Consider the following 20,138-nt stretch of genomic DNA (forward strand, 5'->3'; position numbering starts at 1 on the left):
GCCGGCACCGGCCATCAACGCACCTCCAGCACCGCCTTTCCGCGTACCCGCCGGTCCAGCAGCGCCGCGATGACCTCCGGCGCGCGGGTCCACTCGCCCCGCCAGCCGATCTGCGGATCGAGCTTGCCGGCCGCCACCGCGCAGCCGCTCGGCCTCGACATCGATGGTGAGCGCGCAGCTCGGCCCAGCCGGCTTTCCCGCCAAATCCGACGATTCTGGCGCCGTCATCGGATCGTCTCGGTCAGCACCTTGTCGACCGCGTCGACGCCGTCCAATCCCATCGTGTGCACCAGAAACTGGTCGACAAGTCCGTCGTACGCGGACACGTCCAGCGTTCGTTCGAACGGCATGTAGATGATGTCCAGCGGTCCCAGCCATTGCGGCCGCTCCACCTGGTCGGCGGCCTGCCGCAGCCCGGCGAGGTGTTCGCGCAGGTCGTCGATCGTGTTCCCGTTGCCAAACCAGCCGTGAGCCCGCGACACGGCTCTGCGGAAGGCGCCCGGACTGTTGCCGCCGACGATGACCGGCGGCCCGGACAATGGCTTCGGATAGGCGTCGACACCGGCCACTGAGACGAAGTTTCCTTCGTACGACGGCGTTTCCGTGCTCCACAGCGCACGCATGGCGTCGATGTATTCGTCCGTACGCGCGCCGCGCTCCGACATTTTCACGCCAAACGCGGCAAGTTCGGGTTCGAGCCAGCCGACGCCCACCCCGAGCCTGAGCCGGCCGCCGCTGATCACGTCCAGGCTCGCCGCCTGTTTGGCCAGCACCAACGGATCGCGCTGCGGCAGGATCAGCACACCGGTGCCGAGCTCGATCCGCTCGGTCACCGCCGCGACGGAAGCCAGGTGCACCAACGGATCCAGGACCGGCATGGTCGGTTCGTAGTTGACCTGCGGCGGTTTCGGGCTCGGCAGGACGACGTGGTCGGCCGCCCACCACGAGGCATATCCCAACTCCTCGGCACGCCGCGCCAGCGCCAGGCCGTCCGCCGCGCTGAGAGTCGGGTTGATGTTGATCGGATGTACGCCAAGTTTCATGTGGCCATCGTTCGGCGCGCGCACTGGCCGCGTCCAAGACCCGTTGTTATAACCGATGGCTATGGACGTACACGTGCGGGACCTCCGGTATTTCGTCGCGGTCGCCGAGGAACTCAGCTTCACGCGAGCCGCGGCCGAACGGTTGTTCGTCTCGCAACCCGCGCTGAGCAAGCAGATCCGCCAGCTCGAGCGCACGCTCCGCACGCCACTTTTCCGCCGCGACCGCCGATCCGTCGAGCTGACCGCGGCCGGCCGTGAGCTGCTGCCGCGCGCCAGGAAAATGATCCAGGAGTGGGAAGGCGCGACCAGAGCGGTCGCCGCGGCGGGATGTTCGTGCCTGGTGGTCGGTTTCCAGACCCGGATCGGCCGCGGCCTGATCCCGGCGGTGAGGCGACGGATGGCCGAGCTGCTGCCGGACTGGACACTGTTCTTCCGGCAGGTGCCGTGGGAGGACCCGACGGCCGGCCTCGCCAGCCGGCAAAGCGACGTGGCGGTCGCCTGGCTGCCGGTGCCGGACGGATACGCGTACAAGGTGGTCGCCGTCGAGCAACGCTGGGTCGCGTTGCCGGCCGGTCATCGATTGGCAGCCGAGGAAGCGGTAGATTTCAGTACTATTGCTGATGAACCGTACATCGCGCTGCCACTGTCGGCCGGTCCGCTGCGTGATTTCTGGCTCGCCGCCGACCATCGGCAACGGCCGGCGCGAGTGATCGCCGCGGCGCGTACGGCCGACGAGATCTTCGAAGCGGTCGCCTCCGGGCTCGGCATCACGCTGTTGTCCGCCGGAAACGCGGACATCTACCGCCGCGACGACATCGCCTTCCGGCCGGTGCACGGACTCTCACCGAGCCAGTTGGCCGTGGTGTGGCGGCCGGACGACGACCGCGAGGCGGTGCAGATCTTCGCCGAGTCCTGCGCGGCCTGCCTGTGCGTGCCGTCCTGATGAAGACAGGCACCTTGTTTCGGAGCTAAATTTTTGCTTCGTTATAAGTCGGCAGAGACGCTGACCTAACAAGGGACCCCAGATGTCCAGACACACGCGCGTACGAGGATTGCTGGCCGCCACCGGCATCGCGGTCGCGGTCGCGATGACCAGCGCCGGAGCGCAGGCGTTGCCGGCGACCGCTCCGCCGGCCACCGAGGCGGCGTCGACCGCGGTCGACGCCTGGATCACCATGCCCGGCGTGACGACTCCGACCGAGGCGCAACTGCCCTTCCGGTCATCGTCTGCGCAGGGCCCGGTCGTCGTCGGCGTCGAGCCGCAGGTGCGTTTCCAGAGGGTCACCGGATTCGGCGCCGCGATCACCGACTCGTCCGCACACGTCCTTTACTGGCTTTCGCAGCAACAACGCGACGATGTCATGCGCAAGCTGTTCGACCCGGTCGCCGGCGCCGGCATCAGCTTCCTGCGGCAGCCGATCGGCGCCTCGGATTTCGTCGCGGACAAGGCATACAGCTACGACGACATGCCGGCGGGCCAGAAAGACTATGCGCTGCGCCATTTCAGCATCGCGCACGACGAGGCGCAGATCCTGCCGCTGTTGCGCCAGGCCAAGAAACTCAACCCCGCGCTGAAGATCGTGGCCAGCCCGTGGAGTCCGCCAGGCTGGATGAAGGACGGCGACTCGATGATCGACGGCAAGGTCATCGACTCGCCGGCGATCTATCGCGCGTACGCCGGATATCTGGTCAAGTTTGTGCAGGCATACCGGAAAGCCGGCATCAAGGTCGACTATCTCACCGTGCAGAACGAGCCGCAGGCGTTGCGGCGTAAGGACTATCCCGGCACCGACCTGCCGTGGTGGCAGGAGGCGCGGATCGTCGACCAGCTCGGTCCGGCGCTGCGGGCCGCCGACCTGGACACCAAGATCCTTGGATTCGACCACAACTGGGGCCTGCATCCCGGCGATGTCACGTCTTATCAGGCGGTCCATGAGGACCCGATGTACAGCTATCCGTACGATCTGATGTCCACCGGCGCCGCGCGCTGGATGCCAGGCACGGCGTATCACTGCTATTACGCCGACGCGAGCGCGCAGACCGCGCTCAAGGCCTCTTTCCCCGGCAAAGACGTGATGATGACCGAGTGCGAAGGCGCGTACGTCGAGACATTCCTGTCGGTGATGCAAAACTGGGGAACCGGCGCGATCGCCTGGAACATCGCGCTCGACCAGAACCACGGGCCGCACGTCGGCGGCTGCGGCACCTGCAACGGCACCATCACGGTCAACTCCACGACGAAAGCCGTGACCTACAACGACCAGTATCGGGACATCGCGCATTTCGCGAAGTTCGTGCCGGCCGGTTCGGTGCGGATCGCCAGCACGTTCCGGGACACCACCTACGGACCGGATCCGGTGCGTACGGTGGCGTTCGCGACACCTGATCACCGGACGGTCGTCGTGGCGTGGAACCCTGGCAAGTCAGCGAAAACGTTCACCGTCGTGAGCGGCGACCGTGCTTTCGACAGCACGCTCGCACCAGGCGCGGTCGCCACCTACCACTGGCGCTAATCGAGGCAGAACTCGTTGCCTTCGATGTCCTGCATGTTGATGCACGACTCGTTGAAACCGTCGGCGAGCAGCACCTGCGTGCACACCGCTCCGAGCGCGACCAGCCGGTCGCGCTCGGCCTCGAGTTTGGCCAGCCGCTCGTCACCGACCAGGCCGGTGCCGACGCGTACGTCCAGATGTTGCCGGTTCTTGACCACCTTGCCTTCCGGGACGCGCTGGAAGAACAGCCGTGGTCCGACACCGGTGGGATCGACGCACGCGAACGCCGTTCCCTGTCGCTCCGGCGGCAGGGAACGGTTGAAATCGGCCCAGCTGTCGAATCCTTTCGGTGGCGGCGGGACGACATATCCCAACACCTCACACCAGAAACGGGCGACGCGCTCGGGATCGGCACAGTCGAAGGTGACCTGGAACTGCTTGACCGCTGTCATGGCTCCACCATAGCCGCGACACCGGTTGCCGCTCACTCGCTTTCGTTGAGGGTGAGCGAGCGCAGCCGCTGTCCGGCATACCAGGTGGTCGCCACGACCGCGACGACCAGCAACGGGATCCCGGCCGCCGGCGCCACCACCGACGGCCCGCCGGAACCGGTGACCAGGTCGGTGACCGACAGGGCCCACCGCTGGATGCTCAGCACCTGCGCGCCGGAGATGAAGTTGCCGACCAGGCTTTCCCAGATCAGCGCGTAGAGCAGCCCGACCACCACGGCGTGTTTGGTGAGGATCGCGAGCAGAAGAAAAAGCGCGCAGTATGCGATGCCGGCGAGCAACGCGCCGATCGAATAGCCGACCGCGAGACCTCCGTGGGTGCCGGCCAGGATGAGCCCGGCGACGAACACCGGGATCTCCGCGAAAACCACCACACAACCGACCGCGACCGCGAGCTTGCTCACCACGATCGTGGACCGGCGCACCGGTTTGGCGAGCAGATAGACGATCGAGCCGTCGTCGATCTCCGGACCGATCACCCCGGTGCCGATGATCAGGCCGAGCAGCGGCACCACCGTACCGATCGCGAAGGTGGCCAGGAAAGTCGTGGCGACCTCGGCGTTGACACCGGCGACGGCGCGTACGCCGGCCGCGAGCAACACCAGGATGACCGGCAGGATCAACAGGAACAATCCGCGGCGGCGGCCCAGCAGGACCCGCGCCGTGAGTGAGACAACCGTCAGATTCACCGTGCCCACCTCATGCCTTGACCAGATAGGAAAAGACGCTGCCGAGCGACTCGTCGGCCGGCGACACCTCATAGAGCCGGATGCCGGCCGCAGCCGCCAGTCGCGGCAGTTTCCGGCTGAACTGGCCGAAATCCACCGCCTGCACCTGCAGGCCGGCCTTCTCGTCCAGCTGGACTCCGGAGCTGGAGCCGTCCGCGATGAGCGCGGCGGCGAGCGCGCGGTCGTCGCTGGAGCGGATCGAATAGCGGTGCGGCCGGTCGGTCATCAGCCGGCGGATCTTGCGGAAATCGCCGGATGCCGCGTGCCGGCCGGAAACGACGACCTCGATGTGGCTGGCGACCCGCTCGACCTCCTCCAGGATGTGTGAGCTGAACAGGACCGTACGGCCGTCGGCCCCCATCCGCCGGATGAGCTCCATCAGATGCAGCCGCTGCCGCGGATCCATGCCGTTGAACGGCTCGTCCAGCAGCAGCACGGCCGGGTCGTGCACGAGCGCGGACGCCATCTTTATCCGCTGTTTCATGCCTTTCGAGTACGTGCCGACCGGCCGTTCGGCGGCCTCGATGAGGTCGACGATCGCCAGCGCGCGATCGGCCGCCTCGCCGGGTGCCTCCAGGCCGTGCAGTTTCGCGTTGGCCTCGATGAACCTGCGCCCGGACAGCGTGTCGTACAACGCCTCGCGCTCGGGCACCAGACCGATCTTGCGATAGATCTGCTCGTTGTGCCAGATCCGTTCGCCGTCGAGTGTCACGGATCCGGTCGACGGCGCCAAAAACCCGGACATCAGATGGATGAGCGTGGACTTGCCCGCACCGTTTGGTCCCAGCAGGCCGGTCACGCCGGGGCCGATCTTCATCGTCACGTCGTTGACCGCGACGACGTTTCCGTACCAGCGCGAGACACCGTCGATGCTGATCTCGGTCATGCCGCCACCACCTTCCGGTAACGGGCCAGCAGGAGACCGAAACTCGCGGCGATCACCGCGACCGCCACCAGCGCGAAGACGACGCCGCCGGCGAGTCCCGGACTCGCGGAGTCGCCGAACGGCTGGGCGCCGAGCAGTCCGGTCTGGATGCCGTCGACGAGCGTGAACGGCGAGAAAAGTCCCGCGTACGTGCCGACCGCGGCGGCACCGAGGTGCGCAGCCAGGCCCTGCACGACCGTCGCGCCAGCGGAGCTGATGAGCAACAGCGCGATGATGATGGCGACGCCAAGGCCGCGGCGCGGAGTCAGAGATGCCAGCAACAGAGCCAAAACCGAAAGCACCAGCGAGAACAGCAGCACGCCGGCCAGACCGGTGAGCAGGCCGACGGCCTGGTCGCCGACCGGCAGCTTGGACAGCAGCGCGCCGGCGAAGAGCACCAGCAGCGGTGCGGCCATCAGGACGAAGAGCGCACTCACCATCGCGCCGAGTTTGGCCACCACGTAGTCGAACCTGGTGAGCGGCCGGGAGAAATAGAGCGTGGTGGTGCGAAACCGCAGGTCTCGCGACACCAGCTGTGGTGCCTGCGCCGCAACGAAAATCGACACGACCGTCTGCATGACGATGGCATAGGCCGTGTATGGGATCGGCAGCTTCTGCAGGTGTGCGATGTTCATGACGGCGACGATCACGACCGCCGGCAGGAGCATCAGCGCCAGAATGCCGGCCGGCAGGATCTTCGACTTCATCGAGCGACCCAGGCCGTACGCGGATCGCAGGCTCTGCACGAAAAGCGAGCGTCGCACATAGCCGCGGCCGAGCCGCGTGCCGGCATAGTGGCGATAGCCGATGTTGTGAATGACGTCGGTGCGTACGGCCGAGTCAGACAAGGGTGGCCTCCTCGGTCCGGAACACGTCCTCGATGCGGTGGCGCCGTTGCTGCATCCGCACCAGGCCGAGGTCGAGGCCGATCACGGTGTCGCGCACCTGGTCGTAGGTGCGGTCGTCGTCGATGTCGACGGCGACCAGCCGGCCGTCCGAGTGGATCCGCAGGCCGGCGGTTTTCAGTGCTCTGGCAAGGGTTTCGGTGCCGTCCAACACCTCAACGACGAGCGTACGCGTCGCCTTGGTCAGGTCACCGATGTCCGAGGACCGCAGGAGTTTTCCGGCGTCCAGCACGACGACGTGGTCGCAGATCTGTTCCAGCTCGCCCAACAGGTGTGAGGTCACCAAAACCGTGATGCCGAAGTCGGCACCGATCCGGCGGACCAGGTCGAGCATCGCGTCGCGGCCGGCCGGGTCGAGGCCGTTTGTCGGCTCGTCCAGGAAGACCAGATCCGGATCGTGCACCAGCGCCTGCGCCAGCTTCACCCGCTGCCGCATTCCGGTGGAATATCCACCGATCTGCCGATAACGCTCCTCGTGCAGGCCGACATGGCGCAGTGTGTCGGCGGCACGCTCGCGTGCGGCGGTCGCCGGCAGCCCCGACATTCGCGCCAGATGCACGACAAGCTCGGTCGCGGACACGTCCGGCGGCAGGCAGTCGTGCTCGGGCATGTAGCCGACCCGCGCGCGTACGGCCTCGCCTTCGGCCACCACGTCATGGCCGAGGACCTTGGCCGCGCCGAAGCTGGCCGGCTGCAGGCCGAGCAGGATCTTTATCAGCGTCGACTTTCCGGCGCCGTTGGCGCCGACCAGCCCGGTCACGCCGGTCCCCACGTCGAGGGTCAGCTGGTCCAGTGCGGTGACCCGCGGAAACCTTTTGGTGAGGTTTCTGACTTCTATGATGCTCACGGTCCGACCGTACGAGCCATCGCGGCCGGCCGCGTCCGTCCGCGGTCGCATGGCCGGCACCTCTCCCGTAGGGGGTTGGCCCTAGGCGGCTAATTCTCGCGTATGGCGGTGAACACGTCCAAGTCCGCGAGCTGATCTCTGGTCACCGCGCCGAACCGGTCGCGGATCGCCGACCCGATCCGGTCGAGATGGTCGGCCGGCAGCGCCAGGCTCCTGGCGATCCGGCCGGCCGAATGTCCGCCATGCCAACAAATCACCGCGCGACCACCGATGCGCAGGACGCGGTGGATCTCGCCAATGCCGGCCTCAAGATCGGGCCAGATCGCGACATTGTTGACCGACACGGCACAGTCGACGCTCTCCCCCGGCAGGCCGATGTCATCCGCCGCGCCAATCCGCAGCGTCACCCGGCCGGCGGCGACCGCGGCGGCGTTGAGTTTGCCAGCGGCATCGACCATTTCCGCGGACGGATCGACGCCGTAGATGTGATCGGCGTCGGTTTTCTCCGCCAGCAGCCGGATCAGTCCACCGGGTCCATGGCCGATCTCCAGCACGTCGTCCCCGGCATTGACCCGGAGAACGTCGAGCAACTCGTCCTGTTTGTTGGTCAGCAGCATGAACCGTCCGGCCAGCCGACCGGAAAGGCCGCGCGGCGCGGCGAACGGCGATGTGACGGGTTTGCCGGTCGTCCAGGAACGCTGCGTCTGTCGCATACGTCCAGCCTCGCACCTCAGGTCGACCTGAAGTCAACTCGTACCGGCAAAAATCAGGGTTATCCCCTACGACCCGCTCGGATCCCCTCCGGGAGAAATTCGACACAGCCCACCGTTCAACCGACACCACAGGCACTTCTCACCGTGGCGCGCCGTGACAAATGGCTAAATGTCGACACTGTCGCTACCTACAAATGAATCCTTTTGGGAACCCCCAGTACCCACCGACCACGAAGAGCACATCCGGACCATTGCCCGATCGCCACCACCAACGTCGGCGGCGAACCCGCGACCGGTCCAAGTGCGGCTGCCGCGCATACCACGGCCATGTCGTACGCCGATCCCGCGCGAACTGCCACCGGACACAGCCGGGCTGGCTCGCCTGGTCACCAGGCCGTCCCGTTCCAGTCGGCCCACGGCATGCGTGATCCGACTGGGCGCCGACCTGGTGCCACGGGCCAGGTCGGTCAACCGCATCCTGTTGCTCGGCGCTTCGCCAACCACGAACAGGACCTCGTAGTAGGTACGCGGGATCCCGACCTCCCGCTTGAGATCGCAATCGAAATGGTTGAACAACTCCCTACTCATCGTGGAAAAGTCGCTGTAGACCCGTTGCTCATCTTCGGTGAGCCAGTCGAGCTCGGTCATCGGCACACCTTGACATGTTACTTCAACACTGAACTATTCTACTTCAAGACTTAACTATCTGCGATGATCGGTTGAGCCACCGCGTGGATGCCCCACCTGGGAAGCAGCTGACGGCACGTACGTAGCGCTAATACGACGTTGCGTCGACGGATGTTTTACGGCAGTACGCGACACTGCACGTCGGCCAGCAGTCCAGTGCGACCGATATGCAACGGCGTCAGCTGGACGTGTTTGTCGACGGCGCGTTCGCGCCAGTGGTAGGCGTGGTTCAGGTCGGGCGGATCAGATCGGGGGTTCGTTTCTGGTTGCTCGGCGCTGTGGTTTGGTGAGGACGGCGAGCAGCAGGGTGGCGGCGATGAGGCCGGTGGTGCAGATGGCCGACATGGCTGTCGCGGTGTTCCCCAGCAGACCGACCAGGGGCGAGACCAGTCCGGCGGCGCCCCACCGTACGGCTCCGAGCAACCCGGCTGTGGTGCCGGCCGTTTCGCCGTGTGCGTCCAGTACGACGGCTGGTGCGTTGGGCATGAGCAGGCCGGCGAAGAACAGCATGGTCCACAACGTGGCCAGGAGGCCGAACAGTCCGCCGGCACCTGTTGCTGCAACGGTCAGCATCGCGATCCCGGCTATGCTGGCGCCGGCCCCGGCGCCGATGAGCACCTGCAACGGCTGGTAGCGGCGCAGCAGCCAGGTGTTGAGCTGGCTCGCGAGGAACAGCCACGCGACGCTGACACCGAACAGCACACCGAACTGGCGCTGGTCCAGGTGATACTGATGCTGGAACACGAATGGCGCGCCGGAGACGAAGCCGAACGGTCCGACCACGGTCAGGCCCGCGACGACGAGCAGACCGATGAATCGGTAGTCACGGAGCAGGCGTGCGTGGACGGCGACGGTGTCCCTGAGATGCAGCGGCACGCGGCCGGTCACGGGACTGGTCTCCGGCAGCAGGACGACGGTGAGCACGGTGAGCAGCAGACCCAGTGCGGCCAGGATCGCGAACAGCCAGCGCCATCCCATCGCGCCGAGCAGTGCGGTGCCGATCGACGGTGCCAGGATCGGGGACACGCTCATCACCAGGATCATCCGGGACAGCGTTTTCGCCAACGCCCTGCCAGCGTAAAGGTCGCGTACGACGGCAAGGCCAAGGACCGCGCCGGCGGAGGCGCCAAGTCCCTGCAGGATGCGCGCCAGGTCCAGGACAGCCACGTTCGGCGCGAGAAAACACGCCAACGAAGCGGCGGCATGTAGAGCGCTGCCGGCGATCAACGGCGTACGCCGGCCGATCGCGTCGGAGACCGGCCCGACCAACACTTGGCCGACGGCCAGGCCGATCAGCATGCCGGTCAGGGTGAACTGGATGTCCGCTTCGGTCGCGCGTAGAGAGTGCGCGATCACCGGCAGCGCGGGCAGGTAGAGGTCGATGGACAGCGGACCGAGTGCGGTCAAGCCGCCGAGCAGGATGATCAGGACCGCTCCGCCTCGCCGGTCGAGACGTCCGCGGAACGCCGAGGTGTCGGCGCTGGAGGTGGCTGTACGGTGTGGCGGTCTGGACGTTGCGCAGTCTGTTGATGACACGTCTATCCTCTCGCTCCGGCCGGGAACGGTCCGGGCGTCAGTGGTTTAGAAATGAGCGGCATAGGTCCAGAAGTCGGTCAGCCAGGCGGGTGTCGTGCCGGGACCGGTCGCGCCGCGTTGGGTGAGCAACACGGCGGTGGTGGAGGTGGACGGGATGATGTGGGCCGTGGTGCCGGTGCCGCCGACCCATCCGTACCGGCCTGGAATCCGCCACGGCTCGGTGGCCTCGACGTCGACGGAACCGCCGAAGCCCCAGCCTTGGCCGTCCAGGAACAGCCTGCCGCCGTCGCGCTGGGCCGGGCTGAGATGGTTGGTCGTCAGCTGGCGTACCGACTCCGCGGACAGCAACCGGCGGCCGCCACTTACCAGCATCCCGGCGAAGGCGGCCCAGTCGAGCACGGTGGACACCAGCCCGCCGTGACCGAGCGGGAACGCCGGCGGTGTGCTCCACTGTCCGTCCGGGCCGTCGGCGAGCTGCAGCCGGCCCGCGGAGTCAGGCTGGTAGTAACTGGTCATCCGGTCCCGTTTGGTTGCCGGTACGTGAAATCCGGTGTCGGCCATGGCCAGCGGCCCGAACAGCCGCTCGGCCAGAAAGTCGGACAGGGACTGGCCGGTGACCCGCGATATCAGCACCCCCTGCAGGGTGGAGCAGGTGTCATACAGCCATGCCTCGCCCGGCTGGTGCAGCGCCGGGACCGTGGCCAGCTCGGCCATCCACTCGTCCTGGGTCGGGTAGGTCCGTGGCTGCCGGCCATCGCGCTGGACGGGGAACAACGCCTGCACCGCCGGATAGGTGAACTCCGACGGCCATCCGTACCCGGCGCGTGAGCTGAGCAGGTCTTCGACCGTGATCGCACGGCGGGCCGGCACGACGTCCTCGACCGGGCTCTGCGGAGTGCGTACGACATTGGGCCGCGCGATCTCCGGCAACCACGCCTCGACGGTGTCCTCCAACGCCAGACGCCCGTCCTCGACCAGCATCATGACCGCGGCGGCCACGACCGTCTTGGTGATCGAGGCGACACGGAAGATCGAGTCCGGCCGCATCGGCGCACCGTTCTCAACGTCGAGCGATCCCACCGCGGCCACCTCGACCTGGTCACCACGCCCCACCAGTGCCACCGCTCCGGGAAACACCTGCTCCGCGACGTACTTGCCCAGCAGCTTCTCAAGCCTGTTCAACGTGCTGCTCCATCTCTAGTCGTTGCGCTGTTCCTCATCGTGCTGTTCCTCGTCTCGCGCTTTAGTCGATGTGGCGATCCGGTTCTTGACATCGCCGCGCACCATGCCGCCGCGAAATCCTCTGGATGGGTCGTGATCGCGTTGTGGTCGCCGGGGAAGCCGACGACCGGTTCCCGGTGCCAACGAGCAAGCTCGACCGTGGCCCGGTGGCACGGCAAGCCGCTGGAGGCCGAACCCGTGGCCCACACGACAGGAACACCGGTCGCCCGCAGCGCGTCCATGTCAGGAATGTGCGCGAAATGGGTGAACTGGTATTCGAAGAAGAACCTCAGGTTGCGGCGCGACCGTCGCGCGGCTGCATCGGTGTTCACCTCGCATTTCGCGCCAGGATCCAGACCGGTCAGCTCTCTCAGCGCGGTGGCCGCCGCGAACGGACCCTCGCGGTGGTAGGTGGCGACGATGTCGTCGTAACACCTGCGCCAGCTGGCCGCGTCGTCCAGGACATCCATCACCGGGGGCTCGTACGCCAGCAGCGTGCGCACCTGTCTCGGGTGGCGGATCGCCAACTCGATCCCGGTCAGGGCTCCGCCGCCGATGCCGATGACATGCGCGGGTTCGGCGGTGAGCGCGGCAAGAAGCCGATGCGCGTCGTCACCATGTGTGCCAACGTGCTGCTCGACCGGTCCGTTCGCGAGTTTGCTCCGCGTGTAACCGCGCGGGTCGTACGTGACGACGGTGTGACGACGCGCGAGGACCGGTGCGATGGCGGCGAACTGGGTCGCGTCCGCCGGCGCACCGGCCACCAGCAGGACCAGCGGACCCGAACCGGTCACCTGGTAGTAAAGCTCGGCCGCTGGAACCGCTAAAACCGGCATTCTATGATCCTTTGTCGTTTATCTCTGCGAACTGGCCTCGGTGTGGCCTGGCCTCATCGTTTCCCCGGCACGTCACCGTGATCAACGACGATCTTTTTAGCGCTCGCATTAGTGGGAGTTATGGATCGGTACGATCAGCTGATGGAGATGCGCGAGATAGAGATCTTCCTGACACTCGCGGATGAGTTGCACTTTGGTCGAACGGCGCAGCGGCTCTATCTCACCCAGGCGCGGGTCAGCCAGACCATCCGCGCACTGGAAGAACGGTTCGGCGGCCAGCTGTTCGAACGGACCAGCCGACGCGTACGACTAACCCCCATCGGAGAGCGACTACGCGAAGAACTGCGGCCCAGCTACGAACAGATCCAACACGCCATCGCGCTGGTGACCGAGCTGGCCGCAGACGTCACCGGCGTCCTGCGCGTCTGTGTCCCCACGTACTCAATGGCCGGACCCTCCTTCACCGCGATAGCCCGAACGTTCCAGGATCGCTACCCCGGCTGCCGGCTGATCGTCAGCGAGGAGTTCCCCGGCGACTTCGACCGGCTCCGCAAAGGAGCATGGGACATCATGTGCCACCGCCACCCGATCCGCGATCCCGACCTGACCATCGGCCCAACATTGAGCACCGAGGAGCGTGTCCTGCTCGTCCGAGTCGGACACCCCCTGGACAAGCGCGGATTCGCCACCACAGAAGACCTCGCCGACAACGCCGTCATCCAACGCAGCGGCATCCCGTCGGAACAATACGAAGAGTTCTTTCCCACCCACACACCCACCGGCCGGCCGATCCCGCGAGGGCCACAGATCACCGTCACCAGCGAAGTCCTGCAGCTCGTCGCTCGCGGCGAAATCGTGCATCCGACCGTGGCATCATTCCTGGTTTACTACCGCCACCCAGAAGTCACCGCGATACCGCTGCGCGGCCACCCGCCCATCCAAAGCGCACTCGTCTGGGTGACCAGCCGGGAAAACACCGCCATCCGCGCATTCGCTCAAACCGCGGCGGAAACAATCACCGCGAGCACATCCAAGAAAATAGAACAACCGTCGCACACCAGGGCACGACAAGCGTCCGCGTCTACCAATCAAACCAGCGGACCATCCGCTCATGTCACTGATCGGGGAGATCAAATCGCGAGCGGCGAGTAGGCAAGGAAATTCCCCCACTTCCCTACTTCCTGCCACCCGCCTACATCACCCAACCCGCACACCCATACGCCACAATCCTGCCTGATGACAGCGCACCTACGCTTCGGCTCGGAAAGCCGACCCTTCGCGTCGGTCGAACGAACCGGTCGACCAGTTGGCACCATGGCCGCACAGCCCTACGGCGTGGTGTGTTTCTGAAATGAGATGCCGGGTCCGGTGATCACGCCACTAGGGCAAGGGCAGGAGAACGACTTCGCCGTCGGGTTCGACTACGGCGAGCGCGTCGGCCAATGCCAGCCCCCGCAACATGGCACTTCCGCCGTGCGCGACACCTCGGGCCACGCCGTCGCGGACCTGCACCGGCACCAACCGGGTACGCGACGGGTGTGCCGCCAGGTCTGGTGCGGCTACGGTTTCCAAGGCAGGTAACGGGAGTCCGCGCATCGCGGCGCAGACCGGCACGGCGAGCGTCAGGTAGGCGACCACCGCCGCCAGCGGATTTCCCGGCAAGCCAACCAGAAGCCGGCCGTCACCGAGCCGTGCCAGGCTCTGCGGATGGCCGGGGCGGCAGTCGACCCGCTCGACCAGCATCGTGCCACCGAGACCGTGCAACACGCGGCGCAGCAGATCGGCCGGACCGACCGATGATGAGCCGGAAACCAAAAGGAGCTCGCCAGGCGAGGAATCCAGGGCACGGATCAGGTCTTTTTCGGTGTCCGCGGCGAACTCGGTCTCGATCAGCGTGCCACCGGACCAGGCGACGAAACCCGGCAGGAGCGGACCGATGGCGTCGCGTACGCAGCCGTCCTCCGGCAGGCCACGCGTACGCACCTCGTCGCCGGTGATGACGGCACCGATCCGCGGCATTGGACGGACCCACAGCTGGTCGTGACCGACGGCGGCCGCCAATCCCTGCACCTGCGCGGAAACCACCGTGCCGGCGGCCAACAACTCCTCGCCGCGGCGGCATTCCTCACCGGCGCGGCGGATGTGTTCGCCGGCCGACACCGGTCCGCTCACCGACGTGCCAGCGACTCGCGCGTATTCGTAAGGGAGGACAGCGAAACAGCCGGCCGGCACGGCCGCACCGGTGGCGATTTCGTACGCCTGGCCGGATGTCAGCGGCGACGGTGCCGGCTGACCGGCCAGCTGCCGGCCGCGTATGGTCCACGGCCCGGCGCCGCAGACCGCGTAACCGTCCATCGCCGACCGGTCAAACGATGGCAGCGAGGTCAGCGCAGTCAACGGTTTTGTCAGCACTGACCCCAAAGCTTCGGCCACCGGCACGGCACACGGCGGGATCGGCGCGGCGGCCGCGTACGCCGCCTCACGCGCCTGCCGCCACCGCATCAGTGCACCGTTTGCTTCTGCAGGATCTGCGCCGCGGCGGTCGCGATCGGATGCAGGCCGTGACCACCGGCGACGACGTGCGCGAGCAGCTGTGTCCGCATCCGCGGCTCCCAGAAACGGCGGATGTGCTTGGCAACCTCGGCCGCGGCCTCCTCCATCGGCAGATGGGTGAACTGCACCGCGATGTCGTTGGCCAGCCGCACGTACGGCGGAGTCCCCTGCATCGACACCTCAATCCTGAGCCAGCGCCGGCATGCGCACCTCGTCGCCAGTTTCGGCCGGCGTGGCCGGTTTCCGCAACCGTACCTGCACCGCGGTCACCTTGTATTCCGGACAGTTGGTGGCCCAGTCGGAATTGTCGGTGGTGACGACGTTCGCGCCGGTGACCGGATGGTGGAAGGTCGTGTAGACCACACCGACCGGCATCCGGTCGTCGATTTTCGCGTGCAGCGTGGTTTCTCCGACCCGGCTGGCCAACGTCACCTCGTCGCCGTCGGAAATGCCGCGCACTTCCGCGTCATGCGGGTGCAACTCCAGCACGTCCTCCGGATGCCACGCGATGTTCGCCGTACGCCGCGTCTGCGCGCCGACGTTGTATTGCGACAGGATCCGGCCGGTGGTGAGGATCAGCGGGAAACGCCGCGTGCTGCGCTCGCTGGTCGGCACATAGCGCGTCTCGACAAACCTTCCCTTGCCGCGTACGAAACCGTCGACGTGCATGATCGGCGTGCCGCTTGGCGCGTTGGCGTTGCACGGCCACTGCACACTGCCGACGCGGTCAAGCATGTCGAACGAAACTCCGGAAAACGTCGGCGTGGTGATGGCGATCTCGTCCATGATCTGGCTCGGATGGTCGTACGTCATCGGATAACCCATCGCCTGCGCGATCTCGCAGACGATCTCCCACTCGTGCTTGCCGGTCCGCGGCGCCATCACCGGCCGTACGCGGTTGATCCGTCGCTCGGCGTTGATGAACGTGCCGTCCTTTTCCAGGAAGGACGTGCCAGGCAGCAACACGTGCGCAAACTTCGCCGTCTCGTTGAGGAAAAGGTCCTGCACCACCAGCAGGTCGAGGGACCTGAGCGCGGCCGTGACATGCGAGGTGTTGGGGTCGGACTGCGCGATGTCCTCACCCTGCACGAAAAGTGCCTTGAACGAGCCGTCGACGGCCGCGTCGAACATGTTCGGGATGCGCAGTCCCGGCTCGTTCTGGATCTCGCGCCCCCACAGCGTCTCGTAGATCTCCCGTACGCTGTCGTCGGCGACGTGCCGATAGCCTGGCAGCTCGTGCGGGAACGACCCCATGTCACACGAGCCCTGCACGTTGTTCTGACCACGCAACGGGTTCACGCCGACGCCGTCGCGGCCGATGTTGCCGGTGGCCATCGCGAGGTTGGCCATCCCCATCACCATCGTCGAGCCCTGGCTGTGCTCGGTGACGCCGAGGCCGTAGTAGATCGCGGCGTTTCCACCTGTGGCGTACAAACGTGCCGCCGCGCGCAGGTCCGCGGCCGGCACTCCGGTGACGTCCTCGACCGCCTCCGGGCTGTTTTCCGGGCGGGCGATGAACTCGGCCCATTCTTCGTATCCTTCGCACCTCTCGGCGACGAAGTCGTCGGCCACCAGGCCCTCGGTGACGATGACATGCGCGAAAGCGTTGACTACGGCCACATTCGTGCCGGGAGCCAGCTGCAGGTGATACTGCGCCTCGACGTGCGGCGACCGGACCAGGTCGATCCGCCGCGGGTCGACGACGATCAGCTTGGCGCCTTCGCGCAGCCGTTTCTTCATCCGCGACGCGAAAACCGGATGGCCGTCGGTCGGGTTCGCGCCGATCACCACGATCACGTCGGCCTTGGCGACCGACTTGAAGTCCTGGGTGCCGGCGGACGTGCCGAAAGTCTGCTTCAGGCCATAGCCGGTCGGCGAGTGGCAGACCCGCGCGCAAGTGTCGACGTTGTTGTTGCCGAAGGCCGCGCGCACCATTTTCTGTACGACGTAGACCTCTTCGTCGGTGCAGCGCGAGGACGTGATGCCGCCAATGGAGCCGATGCCGTGCGTGTCCTGGATCTCGCGCAGGCGGCGCCCGACGAACGAGATCGCCTCGTCCCACTCGACCTCACGCCACTCGTCGGTGATCTTCTCGCGCATCAGCGGCTTCAGCACCCGGTCGGGATGACTCGCGTAGCCAAAGGCAAACCGGCCCTTCACGCAGGAATGTCCTTCGTTGGCGCCGCCGTCCTTGTATGGCACCATGCGCACGAGTTCGTCGCCGCGCAGCTCCGCCTTGAAGGAACAGCCAACGCCGCAGTACGCGCAGGTGGTGATGACCGTACGCGTCGGCATGCCGAGGTCGACGACCGACTTTTCCTGCAGTGTCGAGGTCGGACAGGCCTGCACGCAGGCGCCGCAGGACACACATTCGGAGCTCAGGAAAAGCTCGTCCTGGCCGGGCGAGACCTTCGAGTCGAAGCCGCGGCCGGAGATCGTCAGCGCGAAGGTGCCCTGCACCTCCGAGCACGCGCGTACGCACCGCGAGCAGACAATGCATTTGCTGGCGTCGAAATCGAAGTACGGGTTGGAGCTGTCGGTCGGCGCGTCGAGGTGGTTCTCACCGTCGAAGCCATAACGCACGTCGCGCAGGCCGACCACGCCGGCCATGTCCTGCAACTCGCAGTCGCCGTTGGCCGGACAGGTCAGGCAGTCCAGCGGGTGGTCGGAAATGTAGAGCTCCATCACACCGCGGCGGAGTTTTTCCAGTTTTGGCGTCTGTGTCCTGACCTTCATGCCCGCGGCGACCGGAGTCGTACACGACGCCGGTGTGCCCCGGCCACCCTCGACCTCCACCAGGCACAACCGGCAGGAACCGAAAGCCTCCAGGCTGTCGGTCGCACACAGCTTCGGAATGTCGACGCCAGCAAGTGCCGCGGCGCGCATCACCGACGTGCCGGCCGGCACGGTCACCGGCTGGCCGTCGATCTCCACGTCCACCAGGGTGTCGGCCTGCACCGGCGGCGTGCCGAGGTCGGGTTCCTTCATCAGCGTCATCGGCCGGCCTCCAGTGACTGCGTGGCCTCCAGGATCGAGAAGCCCTCGGTCGGAAGTTTGTTGAAGTCTTCGGGAAAATGCTTCACCGCACTGCGCACCGGCATCGGCGTCAGGCCACCCATCGCGCACAGCGACCCGTCGGTCATCAGGTCGCATAGATCGTCGAGCAGGACCAGGTTTTCGGATCTGTTGCGGCCGGCGATGATCTTGTCGATCACCTCGACGCCGCGTACGGACCCGATCCGGCACGGCGTGCATTTGCCGCAGGACTCCACCGCGCAGAACTCCATCGCAAACCTGGCCTGCTTGGCCATGTCGACGGTGTCGTCGAAAACCACGACGCCACCGTGGCCAACCATCGCGCCGGCCGCGGCGAACGCCTCGTAATCCATCGGAAGGTCAAACTGCGAGACCGGCAGATACGCGCCGAGCGGTCCGCCGACCTGCACCGCGCGCACCGGCCGGCCGGAACGGCTGCCGCCGCCGTAATGGTTGACCAGATCTCCAAGCGTGACGCCAAAAGCCGTCTCGACAATGCCGCCGCGCGCGATGTTGCCAGCCAGCTGGAAAACCTGCGTGCCACGTGAGCGGCCCACACCGTACGCGGCGAACGCCTTGGCGCCATCGGCCAGGATCATCGGCACCGATCCCAGCGACAGCACGTTGTTGACGATCGTCGGCTTGCCGAAAAGGCCGTGCAGAGCCGGAATCGGCGGCTTGGCACGGATCACGCCGCGCTTGCCTTCCAGGCTCTCCAGCATCGAGGTTTCCTCGCCGCAGATGTACGCACCGGCGCCGACCCGCACGGCGAGGTCGAACGTCAGTCCTGAGCCGAGGATGTCGTCGCCGAGCCAGCCGCGCGCGTACGCGAGCTCGATCGCCTGGCGCAGCACCGAAACCGCGTCCGGATATTCGGACCGGACGTAGATGTAGCCCTCGGTGGCGCCGACAGCGTACGCGGCGATGGTCATGCCCTCGATGAGGGTGAACGGGTCGCCTTCCATCAGCATCCGGTCGGCGAACGTGCCGCTGTCGCCCTCGTCGGCGTTGCAGCACACGAACTTCAGCGGCGACTGCGCGTCAAGCACGGTTTTCCACTTGATGCCGGTCGGAAAACCGGCGCCGCCGCGGCCGCGCAGACCCGACTCGGTGACCTCGGCGATGACCTCTTCCTGAGTCATCGACAGCGCCTTGTGCAGGCCGGCCATGCCGCCGTGTGCCACATAGTCCTCAGTGGACAGTGGATCGACCACGCCGACGCGCGCGAAAGTGACGCGGGTCTGGCTGGCCAGCCATTCCAGTTGGTCGACCGGACCGAGCCGGAGCCGATGGTCGGCGCCGTCCAGAAAACCGACCGCGAACAAGCCCTCCACGTCTTCGGGCGCCACCGGTCCATAACCGATGCGGCCTTCCGGAGTGACGACCTCGACCAGTGGCTCAAGCCACAGCATGCCGCGCGATCCGTTGCGGATCAGTCGTACGCGCGGATCTTCGGCGATCGCGGCGGCGATCTCGTCGGCACCGACGGATTTCGCGGCCGAGTCTCGTGGAACGTAAACGGTGACGGTCATCGGCCCGCCTCCAGCACTCCGGCGAGCCGGTCGGCGTCCATCCGGCCATACAGTTTCTCGCCGACCTGCACGGCAGGTCCGAGCGCGCAGTTGCCGAAACAGAACACCTGCTCGAGCGTGACGCCGCCGTCCGGCGTGGTCTGTCCGAAGTCGACGCCGAGCCGCGATTTCACCAGCTCGGTCAGCCGTTCGGCGCCGACCGACTGGCAGGCCTCGGCGCGGCAGATCCGTACGGTCGTCGCACCGGCCGGATTTTTGCGGAAATCATGATAAAAAGTCACCACGCCGTGCACGTCAGCTCGCGACAGGTTGAGCTCCTTGGCCAGGATCGGTACGACCGTGGCGTCGATGTAACCGAGCTTTTCCTGGATGTCGTGCAGAATCGGCAGCAGCGCGCCGCGATCGTCGCGATGTGCCTCGACGGCACCGCGGACGACCTCCTCCACGTTCTCTTGCAACAAGGCCAACGCAGCGCTCCCGGGTCATGCGACAGGTGACGCACCTCATGCTCCGCCGCGGCGGCGGCCGAGTCAAAGTGTTGCTCTCTATCAACTCATAGGTAACGTCTATCAGCA

The 20,138-nt window shown here is 66.4% G+C and carries 20 protein-coding genes; 3 read left to right on the forward strand and 17 right to left on the reverse strand.

Going from position 1 to position 20,138, the window contains the following annotated elements:
* Window positions 1-14 precede the first annotated feature (14 nt).
* Window positions 15-161: a hypothetical protein gene (locus tag GNX95_RS28045; RefSeq protein ID WP_222854000.1), complete on the reverse strand. Its 147-nt coding sequence runs from the start codon at window positions 159-161 to the stop codon at window positions 15-17.
* Between the two features lie 63 nt (window positions 162-224).
* A complete protein-coding gene (locus GNX95_RS28050) occupies window positions 225-1,043 on the reverse strand; it encodes an LLM class F420-dependent oxidoreductase (RefSeq protein WP_163510631.1) in 819 nt (272 codons plus the stop codon).
* 73 nt (window positions 1,044-1,116) lie between these two features.
* Between GNX95_RS28050 and GNX95_RS43885 the strand changes: the two genes are divergently transcribed.
* Both GNX95_RS43885 and GNX95_RS28060 read left to right on the forward strand, forming a co-directional pair.
* Window positions 1,117-1,986 (forward strand): LysR family transcriptional regulator, encoded by an 870-nt coding sequence (locus GNX95_RS43885; RefSeq protein ID WP_281356967.1) that lies wholly within the window; start codon window positions 1,117-1,119, stop codon window positions 1,984-1,986.
* 82 nt (window positions 1,987-2,068) lie between these two features.
* Window positions 2,069-3,556: a glycoside hydrolase family 30 protein gene (locus GNX95_RS28060; RefSeq protein ID WP_163510633.1), complete on the forward strand. Its 1,488-nt coding sequence runs from the start codon at window positions 2,069-2,071 to the stop codon at window positions 3,554-3,556.
* Here the strand turns inward: GNX95_RS28060 and GNX95_RS28065 are convergent.
* The 10 genes from GNX95_RS28065 to GNX95_RS28110 form a co-directional block, all read right to left on the reverse strand.
* On the reverse strand, window positions 3,553-3,987 hold the full coding sequence (locus GNX95_RS28065) for a VOC family protein (RefSeq protein ID WP_163510634.1): 435 nt from the start codon (window positions 3,985-3,987) through the stop codon (window positions 3,553-3,555). The two genes, GNX95_RS28060 and GNX95_RS28065, sit on opposite strands and share 4 nt — an antisense overlap.
* A 32-nt stretch (window positions 3,988-4,019) precedes the next feature.
* A complete protein-coding gene (locus GNX95_RS28070) occupies window positions 4,020-4,733 on the reverse strand; it encodes an ABC transporter permease subunit (protein ID WP_222854001.1) in 714 nt (237 codons plus the stop codon).
* Window positions 4,734-4,743: 10 nt separating this feature from the next.
* Window positions 4,744-5,658 carry an ABC transporter ATP-binding protein gene (locus GNX95_RS28075; RefSeq protein ID WP_163510636.1) on the reverse strand — a complete coding sequence of 305 codons (915 nt, stop codon included), beginning with the start codon at window positions 5,656-5,658 and terminating at the stop codon, window positions 4,744-4,746.
* Window positions 5,655-6,545, reverse strand: a complete 891-nt coding sequence (locus tag GNX95_RS28080) for an ABC transporter permease (protein ID WP_163510637.1) — start codon at window positions 6,543-6,545, stop codon at window positions 5,655-5,657. Before GNX95_RS28080 ends, GNX95_RS28075 begins: the two co-directional genes overlap by 4 nt.
* The gene (locus GNX95_RS28085) at window positions 6,538-7,449 is read right to left on the reverse strand and encodes an ABC transporter ATP-binding protein (protein ID WP_222854002.1); all 912 of its coding nucleotides are present in this window, start codon (window positions 7,447-7,449) and stop codon (window positions 6,538-6,540) included. The genes GNX95_RS28080 and GNX95_RS28085 overlap by 8 nt, the downstream gene beginning before the upstream one ends.
* Window positions 7,450-7,538: 89 nt before the next feature.
* Entirely contained in the window at window positions 7,539-8,162 is a 624-nt protein-coding gene (locus GNX95_RS28090) for a class I SAM-dependent methyltransferase (protein ID WP_163510639.1), read from the reverse strand.
* A gap of 165 nt (window positions 8,163-8,327) precedes the next feature.
* A complete protein-coding gene (locus tag GNX95_RS28095) occupies window positions 8,328-8,810 on the reverse strand; it encodes a MarR family winged helix-turn-helix transcriptional regulator (protein ID WP_163510640.1) in 483 nt (160 codons plus the stop codon).
* 282 nt (window positions 8,811-9,092) lie between these two features.
* Window positions 9,093-10,385, reverse strand: a complete 1,293-nt coding sequence (locus GNX95_RS28100) for a multidrug effflux MFS transporter (protein WP_222854003.1) — start codon at window positions 10,383-10,385, stop codon at window positions 9,093-9,095.
* 45 nt (window positions 10,386-10,430) lie between these two features.
* The gene (locus GNX95_RS28105) at window positions 10,431-11,567 is read right to left on the reverse strand and encodes a serine hydrolase domain-containing protein (protein WP_163510641.1); all 1,137 of its coding nucleotides are present in this window, start codon (window positions 11,565-11,567) and stop codon (window positions 10,431-10,433) included.
* Window positions 11,564-12,442, reverse strand: a complete 879-nt coding sequence (locus GNX95_RS28110) for an alpha/beta fold hydrolase (protein ID WP_163510642.1) — start codon at window positions 12,440-12,442, stop codon at window positions 11,564-11,566. The genes GNX95_RS28105 and GNX95_RS28110 overlap by 4 nt, the downstream gene beginning before the upstream one ends.
* 141 nt (window positions 12,443-12,583) lie before the next feature.
* On the opposite strand from GNX95_RS28110, the gene GNX95_RS28115 reads away from it, so the two are divergent.
* Window positions 12,584-13,594: a LysR family transcriptional regulator gene (locus GNX95_RS28115; RefSeq protein ID WP_163510643.1), complete on the forward strand. Its 1,011-nt coding sequence runs from the start codon at window positions 12,584-12,586 to the stop codon at window positions 13,592-13,594.
* A gap of 228 nt (window positions 13,595-13,822) precedes the next feature.
* On the opposite strand, the gene GNX95_RS28120 is transcribed toward GNX95_RS28115, so the two are convergent.
* From GNX95_RS28120 to GNX95_RS28140, 5 genes are read right to left on the reverse strand one after another with little or no spacing between them, the layout of a single operon-like run.
* A complete protein-coding gene (locus GNX95_RS28120) occupies window positions 13,823-14,944 on the reverse strand; it encodes a molybdopterin molybdotransferase MoeA (protein WP_163510644.1) in 1,122 nt (373 codons plus the stop codon).
* A complete protein-coding gene (locus tag GNX95_RS28125; protein WP_163510645.1) occupies window positions 14,944-15,168 on the reverse strand; it encodes a formate dehydrogenase subunit delta in 225 nt (74 codons plus the stop codon). The genes GNX95_RS28120 and GNX95_RS28125 overlap by 1 nt, the downstream gene beginning before the upstream one ends.
* Before the next feature lie 7 nt (window positions 15,169-15,175).
* Window positions 15,176-17,992 (reverse strand): formate dehydrogenase subunit alpha, encoded by a 2,817-nt coding sequence (fdhF, locus tag GNX95_RS28130; RefSeq protein ID WP_163510646.1) that lies wholly within the window; start codon window positions 17,990-17,992, stop codon window positions 15,176-15,178.
* Entirely contained in the window at window positions 17,989-19,563 is a 1,575-nt protein-coding gene (locus tag GNX95_RS28135) for a formate dehydrogenase beta subunit (protein WP_163510647.1), read from the reverse strand. The genes fdhF and GNX95_RS28135 overlap by 4 nt, the downstream gene beginning before the upstream one ends.
* Window positions 19,560-20,030: a formate dehydrogenase subunit gamma gene (locus tag GNX95_RS28140; RefSeq protein WP_163510648.1), complete on the reverse strand. Its 471-nt coding sequence runs from the start codon at window positions 20,028-20,030 to the stop codon at window positions 19,560-19,562. Before GNX95_RS28140 ends, GNX95_RS28135 begins: the two co-directional genes overlap by 4 nt.
* Between the last annotated feature and the right edge of the window lie 108 nt (window positions 20,031-20,138).

Source organism: Fodinicola acaciae, assembly GCF_010993745.1.
GTDB classification, from domain to species: domain Bacteria; phylum Actinomycetota; class Actinomycetes; order Mycobacteriales; family HKI-0501; genus Fodinicola; species Fodinicola acaciae.

Bases quoted from the DNA above. Each gene is read 5' to 3' on its own strand.
- GNX95_RS28045 (WP_222854000.1), bottom strand. From the start codon at position 161: ATGTCGAGGCCGAGCGGCTGCGCGGTGGCGGCCGGCAAGCTCGATCCG.
- GNX95_RS28050 (WP_163510631.1), bottom strand. From the start codon at position 1,043: ATGAAACTTGGCGTACATCCGATCAACATCAACCCGACTCTCAGCGCG.
- GNX95_RS28060 (WP_163510633.1), top strand. From the start codon at position 2,069: ATGTCCAGACACACGCGCGTACGAGGATTGCTGGCCGCCACCGGCATC.
- GNX95_RS28065 (WP_163510634.1), bottom strand. From the start codon at position 3,987: ATGACAGCGGTCAAGCAGTTCCAGGTCACCTTCGACTGTGCCGATCCC.
- GNX95_RS28075 (WP_163510636.1), bottom strand. From the start codon at position 5,658: ATGACCGAGATCAGCATCGACGGTGTCTCGCGCTGGTACGGAAACGTC.
- GNX95_RS28090 (WP_163510639.1), bottom strand. From the start codon at position 8,162: ATGCGACAGACGCAGCGTTCCTGGACGACCGGCAAACCCGTCACATCG.
- GNX95_RS28095 (WP_163510640.1), bottom strand. From the start codon at position 8,810: ATGACCGAGCTCGACTGGCTCACCGAAGATGAGCAACGGGTCTACAGC.
- GNX95_RS28110 (WP_163510642.1), bottom strand. From the start codon at position 12,442: ATGCCGGTTTTAGCGGTTCCAGCGGCCGAGCTTTACTACCAGGTGACC.
- GNX95_RS28115 (WP_163510643.1), top strand. From the start codon at position 12,584: ATGGAGATGCGCGAGATAGAGATCTTCCTGACACTCGCGGATGAGTTG.
- GNX95_RS28120 (WP_163510644.1), bottom strand. From the start codon at position 14,944: ATGCGGTGGCGGCAGGCGCGTGAGGCGGCGTACGCGGCCGCCGCGCCG.
- GNX95_RS28125 (WP_163510645.1), bottom strand. From the start codon at position 15,168: ATGCAGGGGACTCCGCCGTACGTGCGGCTGGCCAACGACATCGCGGTG.
- fdhF (WP_163510646.1), bottom strand. From the start codon at position 17,992: ATGACGCTGATGAAGGAACCCGACCTCGGCACGCCGCCGGTGCAGGCC.
- GNX95_RS28135 (WP_163510647.1), bottom strand. From the start codon at position 19,563: ATGACCGTCACCGTTTACGTTCCACGAGACTCGGCCGCGAAATCCGTC.